The sequence below is a fragment of the Bradyrhizobium sp. USDA 4451 genome, from assembly GCF_054822585.1.
This window is the reverse complement of record NZ_JBTRCH010000001.1, coordinates 2,978,198-2,994,389: the sequence shown is the minus strand read 5'-3', so window position 1 is coordinate 2,994,389 and position 16,192 is coordinate 2,978,198. Positions and strand designations below refer to the sequence as shown.

The 16,192-nt window shown below is 65.3% G+C and carries 12 protein-coding genes; 3 read left to right on the top strand and 9 right to left on the bottom strand.

Features of this window, described 5'->3' with window-relative positions; translation table 11 throughout:
- Positions 1 to 113 precede the first annotated feature (113 nt).
- The 8 genes from ACVMB0_RS13810 to ACVMB0_RS13775 all read right to left on the bottom strand — a co-directional run bounded on the left by ACVMB0_RS13810 (position 114) and on the right by ACVMB0_RS13775 (position 8,197).
- Positions 114 to 398, bottom strand: coding sequence for a cupin domain-containing protein (locus tag ACVMB0_RS13810; RefSeq protein ID WP_461346605.1), 285 nt, complete (start codon positions 396 to 398; stop codon positions 114 to 116).
- Between the two features lie 151 nt (positions 399 to 549).
- Positions 550 to 1,647 carry a calcium:cation antiporter gene (locus ACVMB0_RS13805; protein WP_461346604.1) on the bottom strand — a complete coding sequence of 366 codons (1,098 nt, stop codon included), beginning with the start codon at positions 1,645 to 1,647 and terminating at the stop codon, positions 550 to 552.
- Positions 1,648 to 1,700: 53 nt separating this feature from the next.
- Positions 1,701 to 2,507: an alpha/beta hydrolase gene (locus tag ACVMB0_RS13800; RefSeq protein WP_461349647.1), complete on the bottom strand. Its 807-nt coding sequence runs from the start codon at positions 2,505 to 2,507 to the stop codon at positions 1,701 to 1,703.
- Positions 2,508 to 2,824: 317 nt separating this feature from the next.
- Positions 2,825 to 4,225 (bottom strand): NAD(P)(+) transhydrogenase (Re/Si-specific) subunit beta, encoded by a 1,401-nt coding sequence (locus ACVMB0_RS13795; protein ID WP_461346603.1) that lies wholly within the window; start codon positions 4,223 to 4,225, stop codon positions 2,825 to 2,827.
- A 43-nt stretch (positions 4,226 to 4,268) separates the two neighbouring features.
- Positions 4,269 to 4,586, bottom strand: coding sequence for a proton-translocating transhydrogenase family protein (locus ACVMB0_RS13790; RefSeq protein ID WP_016841609.1), 318 nt, complete (start codon positions 4,584 to 4,586; stop codon positions 4,269 to 4,271).
- A gap of 11 nt (positions 4,587 to 4,597) precedes the next feature.
- Positions 4,598 to 5,722 (bottom strand): Re/Si-specific NAD(P)(+) transhydrogenase subunit alpha, encoded by a 1,125-nt coding sequence (locus ACVMB0_RS13785; protein ID WP_456750312.1) that lies wholly within the window; start codon positions 5,720 to 5,722, stop codon positions 4,598 to 4,600.
- Between the two features lie 145 nt (positions 5,723 to 5,867).
- A complete protein-coding gene (locus ACVMB0_RS13780; RefSeq protein WP_456750313.1) occupies positions 5,868 to 6,020 on the bottom strand; it encodes an aa3-type cytochrome c oxidase subunit IV in 153 nt (50 codons plus the stop codon).
- 260 nt (positions 6,021 to 6,280) lie between these two features.
- A complete protein-coding gene (locus ACVMB0_RS13775) occupies positions 6,281 to 8,197 on the bottom strand; it encodes a M3 family oligoendopeptidase (RefSeq protein WP_461346602.1) in 1,917 nt (638 codons plus the stop codon).
- A gap of 141 nt (positions 8,198 to 8,338) precedes the next feature.
- Here ACVMB0_RS13775 and ACVMB0_RS13770 point away from each other — a divergent pair, with 141 nt between their 5' ends.
- The 3 genes from ACVMB0_RS13770 (at position 8,339) to ACVMB0_RS13760 (ending at position 14,315) form a co-directional block, all read left to right on the top strand.
- On the top strand, positions 8,339 to 9,829 hold the full coding sequence (locus tag ACVMB0_RS13770) for a sigma-54-dependent transcriptional regulator (protein WP_461346601.1): 1,491 nt from the start codon (positions 8,339 to 8,341) through the stop codon (positions 9,827 to 9,829).
- Positions 9,830 to 10,145: 316 nt separating this feature from the next.
- Entirely contained in the window at positions 10,146 to 12,446 is a 2,301-nt protein-coding gene (locus ACVMB0_RS13765; protein ID WP_461346600.1) for a L,D-transpeptidase family protein, read from the top strand.
- Positions 12,447 to 12,710: 264 nt separating this feature from the next.
- Positions 12,711 to 14,315: a DUF882 domain-containing protein gene (locus tag ACVMB0_RS13760; protein ID WP_461346599.1), complete on the top strand. Its 1,605-nt coding sequence runs from the start codon at positions 12,711 to 12,713 to the stop codon at positions 14,313 to 14,315.
- Positions 14,316 to 14,345: 30 nt separating this feature from the next.
- On the opposite strand, the gene ACVMB0_RS13755 is transcribed toward ACVMB0_RS13760, so the two are convergent.
- Complete coding sequence (locus ACVMB0_RS13755) at positions 14,346 to 16,112, bottom strand: adenylate/guanylate cyclase domain-containing protein (RefSeq protein ID WP_461346598.1); 1,767 nt, start codon at positions 16,110 to 16,112, stop codon at positions 14,346 to 14,348.
- Positions 16,113 to 16,192: the final 80 nt, after the last annotated feature.

The following is a 16,192-nucleotide window of genomic DNA, read 5'->3' as shown; positions in this document are numbered from 1 at the left end:
GCGCAGGCCGCATCCACCTCCTAATTCATCGTGCAGCCGTTAACGGGTTATGAATTTTCACAGCCGCGGCTGCTCGGAGCTGCCATTCTGCGCGCGCAGGGTTACCGTCCGCGTCAGGGCTTGAGTTCGACCTCGAGGAACACGATCTCGCTGGCCGTCTCGTTCAGCACGTCGTGCTGGACCCCCGCCTTGCGGAAGTAGGACTTGCCGGCCCCGAGCTGGGCCTTCGAGCGCTCCCCGTTCGGCGTCACGATCGTCATCTCGCCGGACGTGATCGGGACGATGACATAGTCCATCTCATGGGTGTGGTGGCCGGTGGCGCTGCCGGGCGCGAGCCGCCATTCGGTCACGCGAACCTCCGCCGTATCCACCTGCACGTCCGATTTGGCGCTGAGCATCGTCACGTCTCCAAGTTCCTTGTTAAGCGGATCATGCTCTAACGCATGATCCGGAAAAGTGCGAAGCGGTTTTCCCTCGCGACAAACGCGGAACGCGTTTGCGCGGAGATCATGCGCAAACAAAAGGTTGAAGCGCGAATCTCATCGCGCTTCAGGGCACGAAAACCATGAATACGAACACCGCGAACACCACCATGTGAACCAGCCCGAACAGGATGTTGGTGCGGCCGGTTCCGAAGGTGAGCATGCTGACCATGAAGGTCAGCAGCAGGATCAGCATATGCTGGTTGCTGAGCCCAAGCACCAGCTGCTTGTCCAGCACATAGGCGGCCGCGGCCACCGCGGGAACCGTGAGCCCGATGGTCGCGATCGAGGAGCCGAGCGCGAGGTTGATGCTCTTCTGCAGGTCGTTCTTGCGCGCCGCCGACACCGCGGCAACGCTCTCCGGCAGCAGGATCAGCGCCGCCACCACCAGGCCGGCAAAGGCCGGCGGCGCGCCGATCTTGACGGTGACGACATCGACCACCAGCGAAAATTTCTTGGCGAGCAGCACCACCGCCAGCAGCGACACCAGCAGCAGGACGATGCTGATCGCGGTGTCACGGTCCGACATCACCTCGCCATGCGCCGCCGCCTCATTGGCGCCGCTGATGAAGTAATCGCGGTGGCGGATGGTCTGGGTGTAGAGGAACACGGCGTAGAGCAGCAGGGTCACGACGCTGATCACGGCGAGCTGGGCCGTGGAATAGATCGGGCCCGGCGCCGTCAGCGTGAAATTCGGCATGTCGAGCGTAATGGTCGCGAGCACGAATAGCACGCTGAGATAAAGGTTGGCGCCGGTGATCTGGAAATCCTGCTCGCGGTAGCGGATGCCGCCGATGAAGATGCAGAGCCCGACCAGGCCGTTGCAGACGATCATCACCACCGCGAACACGGTGTCGCGCGCCAAGGTCGGCGCCGGTGTGTCGCCCAGCATGATGGTCGAGATCAGCGCGACCTCGATGATGGTCACCGCAAGCGTCAGCAGCAGCGTGCCGAACGGCTCGCCGATCCGTTCGGCGATCATTTCGGCGTGATGCACGGCCGCGAACACGGTGCCGAACAGGATCACCAGCAGCACGGCCGCGAACACCCAGCCGGCCGCCGATGGCGCGAAGCCGTAACCGGTGGCGGTGACCGCGCCAAACAGCAGCACCGCCAGAACGGGATACAGCCAGGCCGACCGTGGCATCGGTCCGTGTGCGCTCATTGTGGGATCCCCTCACTTCCGGTGATGGATTATGCGATGGACAATCGCCGCCGTCAGCCTCTTGCGGCGTCGATAAACGGCCGCGCCGTCGCCATCGCACCGAAATCATCGAGATTGTCGTGCCCGGCACCGGGCAGCCGCACGAACTGCTTGGGCTCGTGGGCGAGGCCGAACAGCCGCTCGCCGAAACGGATCGGGATCGCCCGATCGTCGCTGCCATGCATGATCAGCAGCGGCACCGTGACGCCGGCAATTCGCCGGTCGGAATGGAATGGATCCCGCATCAGCAGGCTGACCGGCACGTACCAGAACAGCGCGCCGGCGACGTCGGCCGTCGAGGTGTACGGCGCCTCCAGGATCAGCCTGCCAACCGGGTGTTCGGCGGCGAGCGCGACCGCAACGCCGGTGCCGAGCGAGAAGCCCCACGCCACGATCTGCGCGGGACGGTAGCGCGCGGTGGTGAACGCGTAGGCTGCTGCTGCGTCCTGCAGCAGGCCCTGCTCGCTCGGCGATCCGCTCGAGCCGGCGTAGCCGCGGTACGACAGCGCCACCAGCCCGGTGCCGTCGGCGGTGATCGCCTTGAAGCGCGCGACGCGGCCGGCAAGGAAATCGCCATTGCCGGGAAAGAACAGCACCACAGGCCGGCCAGGCTTCGCCGGCACATGCCAGACGATGACCTTCTCGCCGTCATCCGTGGTCAGCACATGCTCTTCCGCTTCGGGAAGGCCTGCCGCCGCCGGCGCGGTCCGCCCCACCGGCGGGATCGGGAACAGCATCTCGCGCTGCTTGACGAACAGCACCGCAAGGCCACCGAGATAGACCACCGCGGCGACGATCAGCAGCCATTTCAGGATCGTCAGAACCACGCGCAAATCCCGCCTGCCGCTCTCAAGTTCCGCGCTAGATTTAGTGTGTCGAGATGATGCGAGGCCCCATTGCTACTTTGCATGGGGTTGTTTTCGCAGTTTTGGCTCCCGCTCCTGGTTTTTGGCGGCCGCCGAGAGCGGCCTGCGCCTCGAATTGAGCAGCGCTTCGACCTCGAGCCTGACGCTGTCGGGAACCGGCCGGCAGGCGCAAACCTTCGCATGCGCCACATGCCACGCGATGCGCTGCTGGCGCGTGGCCCGGGGCGGCATGCGATGGTCTCGATGCCACTCCCGGTTCAACGCCATCAGCGTCAGGCCATCGCCTTGACGATGTTCTCGGTGACCTTCTTGGCGTCGCCGAGCAACATCATGGTGTTGTCGCGATAGAACAGCGGATTGTCGATGCCGGCATAGCCCGACGCCAGCGAGCGTTTGATGAACATCACGGTGCCGGCCTTCCAGACCTGCAGCACCGGCATGCCGTAGATCGGCGAGGTCTTGTCCTCTTCCGCCGCCGGGTTGGTGACGTCGTTGGCGCCGATCACGAAGGCGATGTCGGCCTGGGCGAACTCCGAGTTGATGTCCTCGAGCTCGAACACCTCGTCATAGGGCACGTTGGCTTCGGCCAGCAGCACGTTCATGTGGCCGGGCATGCGCCCCGCGACCGGGTGAATGGCGTATTTCACCTCGACGCCTTCCTTCTTCAGCAGGTCGGCCATTTCGCGCAGCGCATGCTGGGCCTGCGCCACCGCCATGCCGTAGCCGGGCACGATGATGACCTTGGAGGCGTTCTTCATGATGAAGGCCGCATCGTCGGCCGAGCCGAGTTTTGCGGGCTTCTGCTCGCCCGAGCCGCCGCCAGCCGCAGCCGTTTCGCCGCCGAAGCCGCCGAGGATCACCGAGATGAACGAGCGGTTCATCGCGTGGCACATGATGTAGGACAGGATTGCACCCGACGAGCCGACCAGCGCGCCGGTGATGATCAGCGCCGAATTGCCGAGCGTGAAGCCAATGCCGGCGGCAGCCCAGCCGGAGTACGAGTTCAGCATCGAGATCACGACCGGCATGTCGGCGCCGCCGATCGGGATGATCATCAAGACGCCGAGCGCCAGCGCCAGGATCGTGATCATCCAGAAGTCGAACGCGCTGCCACTCAGCACGAGGCCGACGATGAAGAACACCAGCGCCAGCGCCAGCACGATGTTGATGACGTGGCGGAACGGCAGGATGATCGGTGCGCCGCTCATCCGGGCCGAGAGCTTCAGGAACGCGATCACCGAGCCGGTGAAGGTCAGGGCGCCGATCGCGACGCCGAGCGACATCTCGACCAGGCTCTGCGGATGGATATTGCCGGGCGTGCCGATGTCGAACGCCTCGGGCGCATAGAACGCGCCGGCGGCGACCAGCACCGCAGCCATGCCGACCAGCGAGTGGAACGCGGCGACGAGTTCCGGCATCGAGGTCATCGGCACCCGGCGCGCGATCACGGCACCGATGCTGCCGCCGATCGCGATGCCGAGGATGACCAGGACCCAGGCCACGCCGTCGGCCGGCGGATGGCTCGCCAGCGTGGTGGCGACCGCGATCGCCATCCCGATCATGCCGAACATGTTGCCCTGGCGCGACGACGCCGGGCTCGACAGGCCGCGCAGCGACAGGATGAACAGCACCCCCGCCACGAGATACAACAGTGCAGAGAGATTGGCGCTCATCTCAGGTCCCCCCAATTCTTACATCACCCCGAGGTGGTGCCGTTTACTTGGCTTTCTTCTTGTACATCGCCAGCATGCGCTGGGTGACCAGGAAGCCGCCGAAGATGTTCACGCAGGCGAAGATCAGCGCGACGAAGCCGAAGCCGCGGGCCCAGCCCGAGCCGCTCGACACCATGCCGACGCCGACCGCGAGCAGCGCGCCGACCACGATCACCGACGAGATCGCGTTGGTCACGCTCATCAGCGGCGTGTGCAGCGCAGGGGTCACCGACCACACCACGAAATAGCCGACGAACACGGCGAGGACGAAAATCGACAGCCGGAACACGAAGGGATCAACGGCCTGCGCGAGATGCTCCATGGCTTCTCTCCTTACTTCGGCTGGAAGTTGGGATGGATGACGGCGCCGTCCTTGGTCAGCGCGGTGGCCTTCACCAGCTCGTCGTCCCAATTGACCGCGAGCTCCTTCTTGGCCTTGTCGACCATCGTCTCGATGAACGAGAACAGGTTGCGCGCATACAGGCTGGAGGCCGAGGCGGCGACGCGGCCGGCGACATTGGTGTAGCCGACGATCTTGATGCCGTCGGTCTCGACCACCTCGCCGGGCTTGGCGCCCTCGACATTGCCGCCCCGCTCGACCGCGAGGTCGACCAGCACCGAACCGGGCTTCATCGATTTCACCATCTCGCCCGACACCAGTTTCGGCGCCGGACGGCCCGGGATCAGCGCGGTGGTGATCACGATGTCCTGCTTTTTGATGTGCTCGGCGGTGAGCGCGGCCTGCTTGGCCTGGTACTCTTTCGACATTTCCTTGGCGTAGCCGCCCGCGGTCTGCGCGTTCTTGAACTCCTCGTCCTCGACCGCGAGGAATTTCGCACCGAGGCTCTCCACCTGCTCCTTGGTGGCGGGCCGCACGTCGGTCGCGGTGACGACGGCGCCGAGCCGCCGCGCGGTCGCGATCGCCTGCAGGCCGGCGACGCCGACGCCCATCACGAACACCTTGGCGGCCGGAACGGTGCCGGCGGCGGTCATCATCATCGGGAAGGCGCGGCCGAACGCTTCGGCGCCCTCGATCACCGCGCGGTAGCCGGCCAGATTGGCCTGCGACGACAGCACGTCCATCACCTGGGCGCGGGTGATGCGCGGCATCAATTCCATCGCAAACGCCGAGACGCCTGCATCGGCCATCGCCTTCAGCGCGGCCTCGTTGCCGTAGGGGTCCATGATCGCGATCACCAGTGCGCCGCGCTTGTATTTGGAGAGTTCGGAGGCTTCGGGCCGCTTCACCTTGATGACGATGTCGGCGTCCTTGAGCGCGTCGGCCGAGACGGTGGCGCCGGCTGCGGTCAGCTCCGAATCGGGCAGGCCCGACTTGACGCCCGCGCCGGGCTCGACGGCCACGTCGGCGCCGATCGCCTTGAACTTCTTGATCGTATCGGGCGAAACCGCAACCCGCGGCTCGGACGGATCGATTTCCTTGGCAACGGCAATCTTCATGGGCCCTCCCCCGGCGGCGCAAGCGCCGCACGCGTCTTCAAACTAGCGTTATTTTCGCCAGATTGGATACCCGGTATTTGCAGCCGGGCTCGATCAGAAATTCCGGCACCGCAGCAGGACGGCGGCACCGTCAGCCGGTCAGGGATCAGACCAGGAAATAGGCCATCAAAGCGAGGAGGATGGCGACGCTGATGGTGCCCCATTTGACCAGCGTGAGAAACCCTTCATAGGTCTGCTCATGCGCCACGTAATCGTTGCCGTCGGCGGTCGTGTAGGCCACTTCGCTATGGTCTGCCATCGCTATCCCCAGTCAGAAATTCGCGTTCCGCGAGCCATTACCGCAAACGGATTGGCAGGGCAACGGCGCGGTCCCGATCGGGTGATGGGAAGCGCAAATTGTCCCCGCTCCGGGTCGTGCTGCGACGGTCCGCCGCTCGCGCGCGGGCAGGATTGATCCCCGAAACGCCGGTGTCATGGAATGATCATACCGCCCGGCGCAAAAAATGCAGGGCGTTCCCGCCCGGCCCGGCCGACCGTACGGCGGAACGCCGATGGGCCTCAGCCCATCGCCTCCAGCTCGTCGATCATGCCGGCGATGACGGACAGGCCGCCGTCCCAGAATGTCGGGTCCTTGGCGTCGAGCCCGAACGGCCGCAGCAGCTCGGAGTAGTGCTTGGTGCCGCCGGCGGCGAGCATGTCGAGATAGCGCTCGGCGAAGCCCTCGGAGGCGTGCTCGTAGACCGCATAGAGCGAGTTCACCAGGCAGTCGCCGAACGCATAGGCGTAGACATAGAACGGCGAGTGGATGAAGTGCGGGATGTACATCCAGAACGTCTCGTAGCCCGGCTTGATCTCGATCGCGGGCCCGAGGCTCTCGCCCTGCACGCTGAGCCAGAGCTGGCCGATCCGCTCGGCGGTGAGCTCGCCATTCTTGCGCTCGGTATGCACCGCGCGCTCGAACGAATAGAACGCGATCTGCCGCACCACGGTGTTGATCATGTCCTCGACCTTGCCCGCGAGCAGCGCCTGGCGCTGCTTGGCGTTTTTGGTCTGCGACAGCAGCCGCTTGAAGGTCAGCATCTCGCCGAACACGCTGGCGGTCTCCGCGAGCGTCAGCGGCGTCGGCGCCATCAGCGCGCCGTTCTTCGCCGCCAGCACCTGATGCACGCCATGGCCGAGCTCATGCGCCAGCGTCATCACGTCGCGCGGCTTGCCTTGATAATTCATCAGCACATAGGGATGCGCCGAGGGCGTGGTCGGATGCGAGAACGCACCGGGCGCCTTGCCGGGACGGACCGGCGCATCGATCCAGCGATCGTCGAAGAAGCGCTCGGCGATCTCGGCCATCTTCGGCGAGAAGCCGTTATAGGCCGACAGCACCATGTTGCGCGCCTCGGGCCAGGCAATCGTGCCGGTCGCCGCGAACGGCAACGGCGCGTTGCGATCCCAATGCGGCAGCTTCTTCTTTTTGAACCAGCCGGCCTTCAGCGCGTAATAGCGATGCGACAGCTTCGGATAGGCCGCGCGCACCGAAGCCACCAGCGCATCGACCACCTCGCGCTCGACGCGGTTGTTGAGATGGCGGGAATCCGCGACGTCCTGGAAGCCGCGCCAGCGGTCGGAGATTTCCTTGTCCTTGGCCAGCGTGTTGGTGATCAGCGCGAAGGTGCGCTCATTGTCCTTGAAGGTCTTGGAAAGCGCCTGCGCCGCCGCCTTGCGCTTGTCGCCCGCCTTGTCCTGCAGCAGGTTCAGCGTCGGCTCGATCGCGAGCTCCTTGCCCGCGACCTTGAAGCGCAGGCCGGAGATGGTCTGGTCGAATAGCCGGTTCCAGGCCGCGTAGCCGCTCTGCGCCTTCTCGTGGAAGAGTTGCTCGACGCGATCCTCGAGCTGGTACGGCTTGTCCTTGCGCAGATCCTCGATCCACGGCCGGTAGTGCCCGAGCGCCGGCTCGGCCATCGCGCGCTCGATCACGTCATCGTCAACCCGGTTGAGCTCGAGCGAGAAGAACAGGAGATGGACCGAGGCGGCGGTCAGCCGCTCGGAAATATCGCCATAGAACTTCGAAATCGCGGGATCGACGCTGTCGCCGGCGTGGATCAGGCCGGCATAGGAGCCGAGACGGCCGGCGAGGTCGTCGATCGCCTCATAGCGCCGGATCGCCTCGGCGAGCCACTTTCCGCCGCCTTCCTTACCGGTATTTTCGGCCAGTTTGCCCTTGTAGTCGGTCTCAAACGCGACGCAATCTCCATCCATTTTCTGCAGGTCGCGCGCGACCTCCGGTGCGTCGATGCCGGCGTAGAGATCTGCCAGATTCCATTCCGGAAGCTTGCCGGTCTTGCTGGCCGCCTTTTTCGCCACCGGGCCGGCCGCGGTCGATTTGCGTTGCGCCGACGACTTGCGCAGCGTGGCCTCCTTGCGGAGAGCGGCCTTGCTGAAAGCGGATTGGGAGGAGGCAGTCTTGGAGCGCGAGGTCATCTTGTTCGTAACCTTGGTTCAGTCGGAAAGATGTCGGCGGCGGCGGAATGAAAGCGGTTTGCAACGTTTAAGAGTGCGTTAATCGGCATCGGCGACAGTGCCCCGATTCGAGACAAATAATCGTAGCGTGCGGGGAAAACCATGGCTGCCACCATTTTGATCGCCGATGACGACGCAGTACAGCGTCGTTTGGTTGAAAACATGGTGCAGAAGTGCGGCTATGAGCCCCTCGTCGTGGACAGTGGCGACGCGGCGATAGCGGCCCTGACCGCATCCGAGACGCAGGCGATTGACGCCGTCGTGCTCGACCTCGTGATGCCGGGCCTCGACGGACTTGGAGTCCTCGCAAAAATTCGTGAAGCTGGTTTGACCGTCCCGGTCATCGTCCAGACCGCGCATGGCGGCATCGACAATGTGGTGTCGGCGATGCGCGCCGGTGCCCAGGATTTCGTCGTCAAGCCGGTCGGCTTCGAGCGGCTGCAGGTCTCGCTGCGCAACGCCCTCAATGCCTCGGCGCTGAAGGGCGAATTGCAGCGCATCCGCCACAGCCGCGAGGGCCGGCTGACCTTCTCCGACATCATCACCCGCAGCGAGGCGATGGCAGGCGTGCTGCGCACCGCGCAGAAGGCCGCATCCTCGACGATTCCCGTGCTGATCGAGGGCGAGTCCGGCGTCGGCAAGGAACTGTTCGCGCGCGCCATCCACGGCAGCAGCGAGCGCAAGGCCAAGCCGTTCGTCGCGGTGAACTGCGGCGCGATCCCCGACAATCTCGTCGAATCGATCCTGTTCGGCCACGAGAAGGGCGCCTTCACCGGCGCCACCGAGCGTCACCAGGGCAAGTTCGTCGAGGCCCATGGCGGCACCCTGTTCCTCGACGAGGTCGGCGAATTGCCGCTGGCCACGCAGGTGAAACTGCTGCGCGCGCTGCAGGAAGGGACCGTCGAGGCGGTCGGCGGCCGCAAGCCGGTCAAGGTCGATGTCCGCATCATCTCGGCGACCAACCGCAGGCTGCTCGATCTCGTGAAGGCCGGCCAGTTCCGCGAGGACCTGTTCTATCGCCTGCACGTGCTGCCGCTGACCATCCCGGCGCTGCGGCAGCGGCGCGAGGACATTCCGCATCTGCTGCGGCATTTCCTGGCGCGGTTCTGCGCCGAGGAGAACCGCAACATCACCGGCATCAGCGGCGATGCGATGGCCCATCTGTCCCAGCTCGACTGGCCGGGCAATATCCGTCAGCTCGAGAACACGGTGTATCGCGCCGTGGTGATGAGCGACGGCGACCAGCTCGCCCTCGCCGATTTCCCGCAAGGGTCCGCGCATCCGGCGCCGGACGGCAAATCGTTGCAGGGCGAGCCGCTGGTGGTGTCGCCGTCTACGGCGCCCGCCATGATATCCGGTAATGAGATACCAGCACCAACCGTCCTCCCCACTGCGGGCGGCTTGTCGATGCTGAATGCCGCGGGCGAGGTGCGCCCGCTAGAAGATCTCGAGAACGAGATCATCCGCTTCGCGATTTCGCATTATCGCGGACAGATGTCGGAGGTCGCGCGCCGCCTCAAGATCGGCCGCTCGACGCTCTACCGCAAGCTCGACGAAGCCGCGGCCGGCACGCGCGCAAGCGACGCCAGCTAGACGCCGCTTCGGCCTCGGGGCCGACCCGACAATACCAGGGAACCTTTTGAACCGTGTCGTGGCGGTGACAGACAAAGGCTGTGCCGCGTGGCAAAAACGCACGGCCCGAGCGAAATCAGTTGCTTCGAGGTCAGTTTGTCGTGAGTTGCCCCGCATGGCGCTGGCTGCATAAGAGGGGCAAATGTATCGTCTGCGTTCGTTGCGTGCAGGCGTGCGAGTCGATCGAGAAGCCGGCGCTTTCGCGCAAGCTATGAAACAATACTGATTTGAACTGTTCCAGTTTGACCAGGGGCAGTTCCACCCAGGGGGTGTGACAATGCGTGACTGTTCGAACAACCGTCGGGGATTTGACCGCGTATTGACGGCCGTCGCGGCAACCTTCCTCACGGTGTCCGCGACCTCGGCCTTCGCGCAGGACACGCCCCGCTCCAGCACCTCGGAACTCGCGATCGATGCCGCGATCCCCCGTCCCGAGCCCGCCAACGTCCCACCGCCCACCGCGAGCGATTTCAAGGCCGACACCACCGCCGCGCTGCCCGACGCCGCCAAACCGGCCGACGTGAAGCCCTCCGACGTGCAGGCCACCGAGGCCAAGCCCGCCGATACAAAGCCTGCCGATGCAAAGCCGGCGGAGTCGGCCACGGCGAAGGCCGTCGAACCGAAGCCCGCCGATGTCGCGACGAAGCCTGCTGACGCCCCGAAGGCGGACGCACCGAAGACCGACACCGCGGTCGCGCCATCTGCAACTCCGCCCGCGCCGGCCACCGCAACCGCGCCGTCCGCGAGCCCGGCGCCGGCAACGGCCACCGCGCCCGCCGCAGCTCCTGCGCCCGCGACGGCCGCAGCTCCGGCTGCCGACCCCGCGAAGGCCGCGAGCAATGTCGCTTCCGAAGATCAGCCGGTCGCCGACAGGCTGCGCGAGCAACTCGCCAGCAAGACGCTGCGGACCTTCGACCGCAAGAACGAGCGCGCCGCTGCCGAGAAGTTTTATTCGGCGCGCGACTATGCGCCCGTGTTCACCAAGGCCGGCAAGCTCACCGACACCGGCAAGGGCGTCATCGCCCGCCTGAAGGATGCCGCCGCCGACGGTCTCGATGCATCGGACTATCCGGTGCCGGATTTCGCCGCGGCGACCACGCCGGATGCGCTGGCGGACGCCGAGCTGAAGCTTGCCGCCAGCATGCTGGACTATGCGCGCCAGGCGCAGAGCGGCCGCATGCACTGGTCGCAGGTGTCGGCCGACATCCTGTATCCGGAGCATCCGACCGATCCGGCGGAAGTGTTCGCGAACGTGACCTCCGCCAAGGACGCCTCGGCCGCGCTCGACGGCTACAACCCGCCGCAGAAGCTCTACAAGGAGCTGAAGAAGAAGCTCGCCGAGCTGCGCGGCCAGGGCGACGGCCCTGTTATCACGATCGCGGACGGCCCGACGTTGAAATACGTGCCGGCGCGCAAGAAGCAGGCCGCGGTCGAGATGGACGATCCGCGGGTGCCGGACCTGCGCAACAAGCTCGGCATCACCGAGGATGCCAACAGCACCAAGTATGATGCGACGGTTGCGCGCGCTGTGGAGAAATTCCAGAGCAGCGTCGACCTCAAGCCGACTGGTGTGCTCGACGAGCGCACGGTCAAGGCGCTGAACAATCCCAAGCGCGATCGCCAGATCGACACCGTGCTCGTCAACATGGAACGCTGGCGCTGGCTGCCGCGCCAACTCGGCGCGGCCAGTGTCGGCAACGCCTATGTGATCCTCAACATCCCCGACTACACGCTGAAGGTGATGCAGAACGGCGCGCAGGTCTGGACCACGCGTGTCGTCACCGGCAAGCCCGGCCAGCATGCCACGCCGCTTTTGACCGAGACGATGAAGTACATCACGGTCAACCCGACCTGGAACGTGCCGCCGTCGATCATCTACAACGAGTATCTGCCGGCCTTGCAGCAGGATCCGACGGTGTTGCAGCGTATGGGCCTCAAGCTCGAGCGCAACCGCGACGGCTCGATCCATATCTCGCAGCCGCCCGGTGAAGCCAACGCGCTCGGCCGCATCCGCTTCAACTTCCCGAACAAGTTCCTGGTCTATCAGCACGACACGCCGGACAAGTATTTGTTCGCGAAGGAAGAGCGCGCCTACAGCCACGGCTGCATGCGCGTGCAGAATCCGGATCAGTACGCGTCCGTGCTGCTCAACATCACTGAGCCGAACCAGCATTACACGCCGGAGCGGATCCGCAGCATGTACGGCTCGAGTGAAGTCGATCTGAAATTCCCGACGCCGATCCCAGTCAACATCACCTACCAGACCGCGTTCGTCGATGATGCCGGCAAGCTGCAAATCCGCAGGGACATCTACGGCCGCGACGCCACCATGCTCTCGCTGCTCAAGAACAGCCGCGGCAAGGATCTCGAAACGGTGGTGGCGCACGCCCAGCCGAGCTATTCGCGCCCGCCGAGCAGCAGCCTCCCCGCAGGCGTCAATGTCGCCGGCGACAACAGCGGCTTTGGTTCGTCCGGACCGAATTTCTTCGAGCGCCTGTTCGGAGGATTCGGACAGCCGGAGCCGCAGCCGGCCCGCCGCGGCCAGGCCCAGCAGCAGCGCCGGGTGATCACCCGCTGATCTGCCTCTTCGCCCGATTGGCCTAAATTTTGAAGCAAAATCAACGATCTCGCCCAAAAAGCGAGATCGTTTACTTTAACCATTTCCGGTGCCCGCCGGGGAGCAGGGCTATCTTTTGCCACACTCCCCCAGTTAGTTAAGCCTAACTTGGGGGCGGGTCGGTAAACCTCGGTTAACCCTCCCGCTTTAAGAAAGCGTTCACCGTCTTCCGCAGGGGGTCTGCGAAGATGCCGACCGAACGCTCGTCGACTGGGTGGGCTCATAGTGCTGGCTGTTTTCGCACGCCGCTACAATCCGCTGTCGCTGCCTAAGGCCGGGTACCAAGTCGGCCTGACCGCGCTGTTGCTGTTGGCGGGCGCCGGATCCGTGCACGATGCGACGGCCCTGAACCAGACCCGCACCCTCTCGTTCCACCACACCCACTCCAACGAAGACCTCACCATCACCTTCAAGCGCGACGGCCGTTACGACGAAGCCGCGCTGAAGCAGCTCAATCATTTCCTGCGCGACTGGCGCTCCCAGGACGAGACGGTGATGGACCGTCACCTCTTCGATATCCTCTGGGAGGTCTACAACGACGTCGGCGGCAAGCAGCCGATCCAGATCGTCTCCGCCTATCGCGCCCCCGCCACCAATGCCATGCTCCGCCGCCGCTCCTCGGGCGTTGCGCGCCACAGCCAGCACATGCTGGGGCATGCGATGGACTTCTTCATTCCGGGCGTTCCGCTGGAGCAGATCCGCTACGCCGGCCTGCGCCTGCAGCGCGGCGGCGTCGGCTTCTATCCGACCTCCGGCTCGCCGTTCGTGCATCTCGACACTGGCGGCATTCGCCACTGGCCGCGCATGACCCACGATCAGCTGGTCAAAGTGTTCCCTGACGGCCGCACCGTCCATATCCCGACCGACGGCACGCCGCTGAAGGGCTATGAACTCGCCAAGGCCGACATCGAGCGCCGCGGCAATGGCGACGATGCGGCCACAATCAGCAAGCCGACCCTGTTCGCGAAGCTGTTCGGCGCGGGCAAGTCGGGTGACGATGAAGACGAGGGCGGGGCTGCCGTGAACGACAAGCCCACCGCCAATACCGTGGTTGCCGCCGCAGCACCCGCCAAACCTGCCGACACCAAATCCGCCGATCCGATTCCGCTGCCGCGCGCCAAGCCGCAGCAGTTCGCCGCCGCGATCCAGCTCGCCGCCGCCGACGCGCAGATCGTCCCGATGCCGAACGCCAAGCCGGCCGTGCAGGTGGTGCAGACTGCCGAGAACACCGCGCCGCAATCGCCCGCCGATATCATCAATGCCCGCGGCTTCTGGGGTGACGATGCCGCGCCGAAACAGGCGTCGGACGCGCAGATCGCCGCACTGAAGGCCCGTGAATCGGTCAGCGGCGCCGATCCGCAGACCACCGCCAGCGCGAGCGAGAACTTCAACAAGGCGCTGGCCTATGCGCCGGCTGCGTCCTCGCCGGTGGATCGCGCCAACATCGTCGCGGCAACGGCGCCGATCCCGCGCAATGTGCGCCCGACCCGCAACGCGGCGGCGCCGGCCACCGAAATCAACACCGTCGTTGCCAAGGGCACACCGGGCGTGATTACCACGTCGGCGCGCATCTCGGCCGCCAAGGGCAACGACATCTGGATGCGCGTCGTGATGCTGGCGCCGAGCGCCAGCACCGGCATGCTGACCACGGTGCTCGGCGACACCGACATGAGCGCGATGCGGACTCACTTCGTGAAGCCGCAGGCCTCCGTCACCATGACTTTCTCGGAAGATCCGATGATGGGCATGACCTGCGACCGTTTCTCGGGCTCGGCGACCGCGCTCCTGACCACCCAGTCCTTCGTGCTGCGCACCGCCTCGCTGCGCTGACTTTTCCGGAAACGCCCTTGATCAAGCCGGTCAGGCCGGCAGCCTTGCCTTGAGCAGTCCGGCCTCGTAGCGCGCCCGGTCGGGCTCGCGTTTGTAGTGCTGGGTTGAAAGATGCGCGGCGACCGAGAAGGTCGGCTCGCGCTTCAGCACCTCGGCGGCATGCGCCGAGGCCGCAACCGAATTGCCCATCTGTGCCAGGGTAGCCGCCAGGAAGGCGTGGTGGGTGTGATCGGGCCGCGTGATCCGCGAGAACGCCTCGGCGGCGTCGGCGTACTTCTCGGCGCAATAGCAGGCCCGGCCGAGATGGCTCCAGAACCGCTCCGGATGGAACGGATTGAGCCGCATCGCCCGCTTGATCCAGTCGATGCCCTCCTCCGGCCGGCCGAGCCAGGTCAGCAGCTCGCCCTGCTGCACGACGACGAGGTCGTAGTTCGGGTTGAGCGCGAGCGCGCGCTCCTGATGGAACGTTGCCTTGTCATGGTCGTCGCGGTTGAGGTTCAGCGCGGCGAGGATCCGGTGCACGTCGCTGTCATTGTCATCGAGCTTGAGCGCGATCTCGAGCTCGCCGGCCACCTGCGCGAAGGTCGCGTCGCGGTCTTCGCACCAATTGTAGACCCAGGTCTGCCCGAGCACGCAGGCGCGCCAGGCGTGGGCGTGAGCGTAGTTGGGATCAAGCACGATGGCCCGCTCCAGCAACCGCTGCGCCTCCATATTGTCGTCCCGGGCCGAGCGGTGATGCAGCACCTTGGCGGCGAGCACGCACTCATAGGCAGCCATGTTGTCGGTCGGCTTGCGCTTGACGCGATCATGCGCGGCGGCCTCGACCCGCCCCGGCAAGATCGCCACGATCGCGCGTGTCATCTCGTCCTGGATCGCGAAGATATCGGCAAGCTCGCGGTCGTAGCGCTCGGCCCAGACGTGCCGGTCGGCCTCGGCATCGATCAGCTGCACCGTGACCCGGATCCGGCCGCCGGCCTTGCGCACGCTGCCCTCCAGCACATAGTCGACCGCGAATTCCTTCGCGACGTCCTGCACCTTCACGGCCTTGCCCTTGTACACGAAGGTCGAGTTCCGCGAGATCACCAGCAGATCGTGGAAGCGCGACAGCTCGGTGATGATGTCCTCGGTAAGACCGTCGGCGAAGAACTCCTGCTCGGGATCGCCGCTCATATTGGCGAGCGGCAGCACCGCGATCGAAGGCTTCTTGGCGACGACGGAGGTCGCTGTTGCGCTCTTCACCGGCTCGAAAGCGCTGCCGGGCTCCGTTCCGAGGTGGATGCGGAAGACCCGGATCGGGCGCGCAATGTTCTTGACGGTCTGATCGCCGAGATCCTCGAAGCTGAGGTCTTCCAGGCGATCGCCGACCTGATCGCGGACCGCGCCGGAAATGCAGATGCCGCCGGGTTCGGCCAGCGTCTCCAGGCGGGAGGCGACATTGACGCCGTCGCCGAAGATATCGGCGCCGTCGACGATCACATCGCCGAGATTGATGCCGATGCGAAACTGCATCCACCGTGGCGGCGCGACGTCGGCGTTGCGCTTGGCCATCCGGCGCTGCACCTCGGCCGCGCACAGCACCGCGTCGACGACACTGTGGAATTCGACCAGCAAGCCGTCGCCCGTGGTCTTGATGATGCGGCCGCGATTTTTGGAAATGGCCGGATCGATCAGCTCGATCCGATGGGTCTTCAGACGCGCAAGGGTGCCCGTCTCGTCAGCCTCCATGAGGCGGCTAAAGCCGACCATGTCGGCGGCGAGGACCGCAGCGAGCCGGCGCTCTGGTCCTGGCACGTCCATGTCAACGATCTGCCTGGGTACCTCGCGCGCAGTCTAGCAAATCCCGCGATGTCACCCAAGCCTCGACAGCGGCCCGGAAG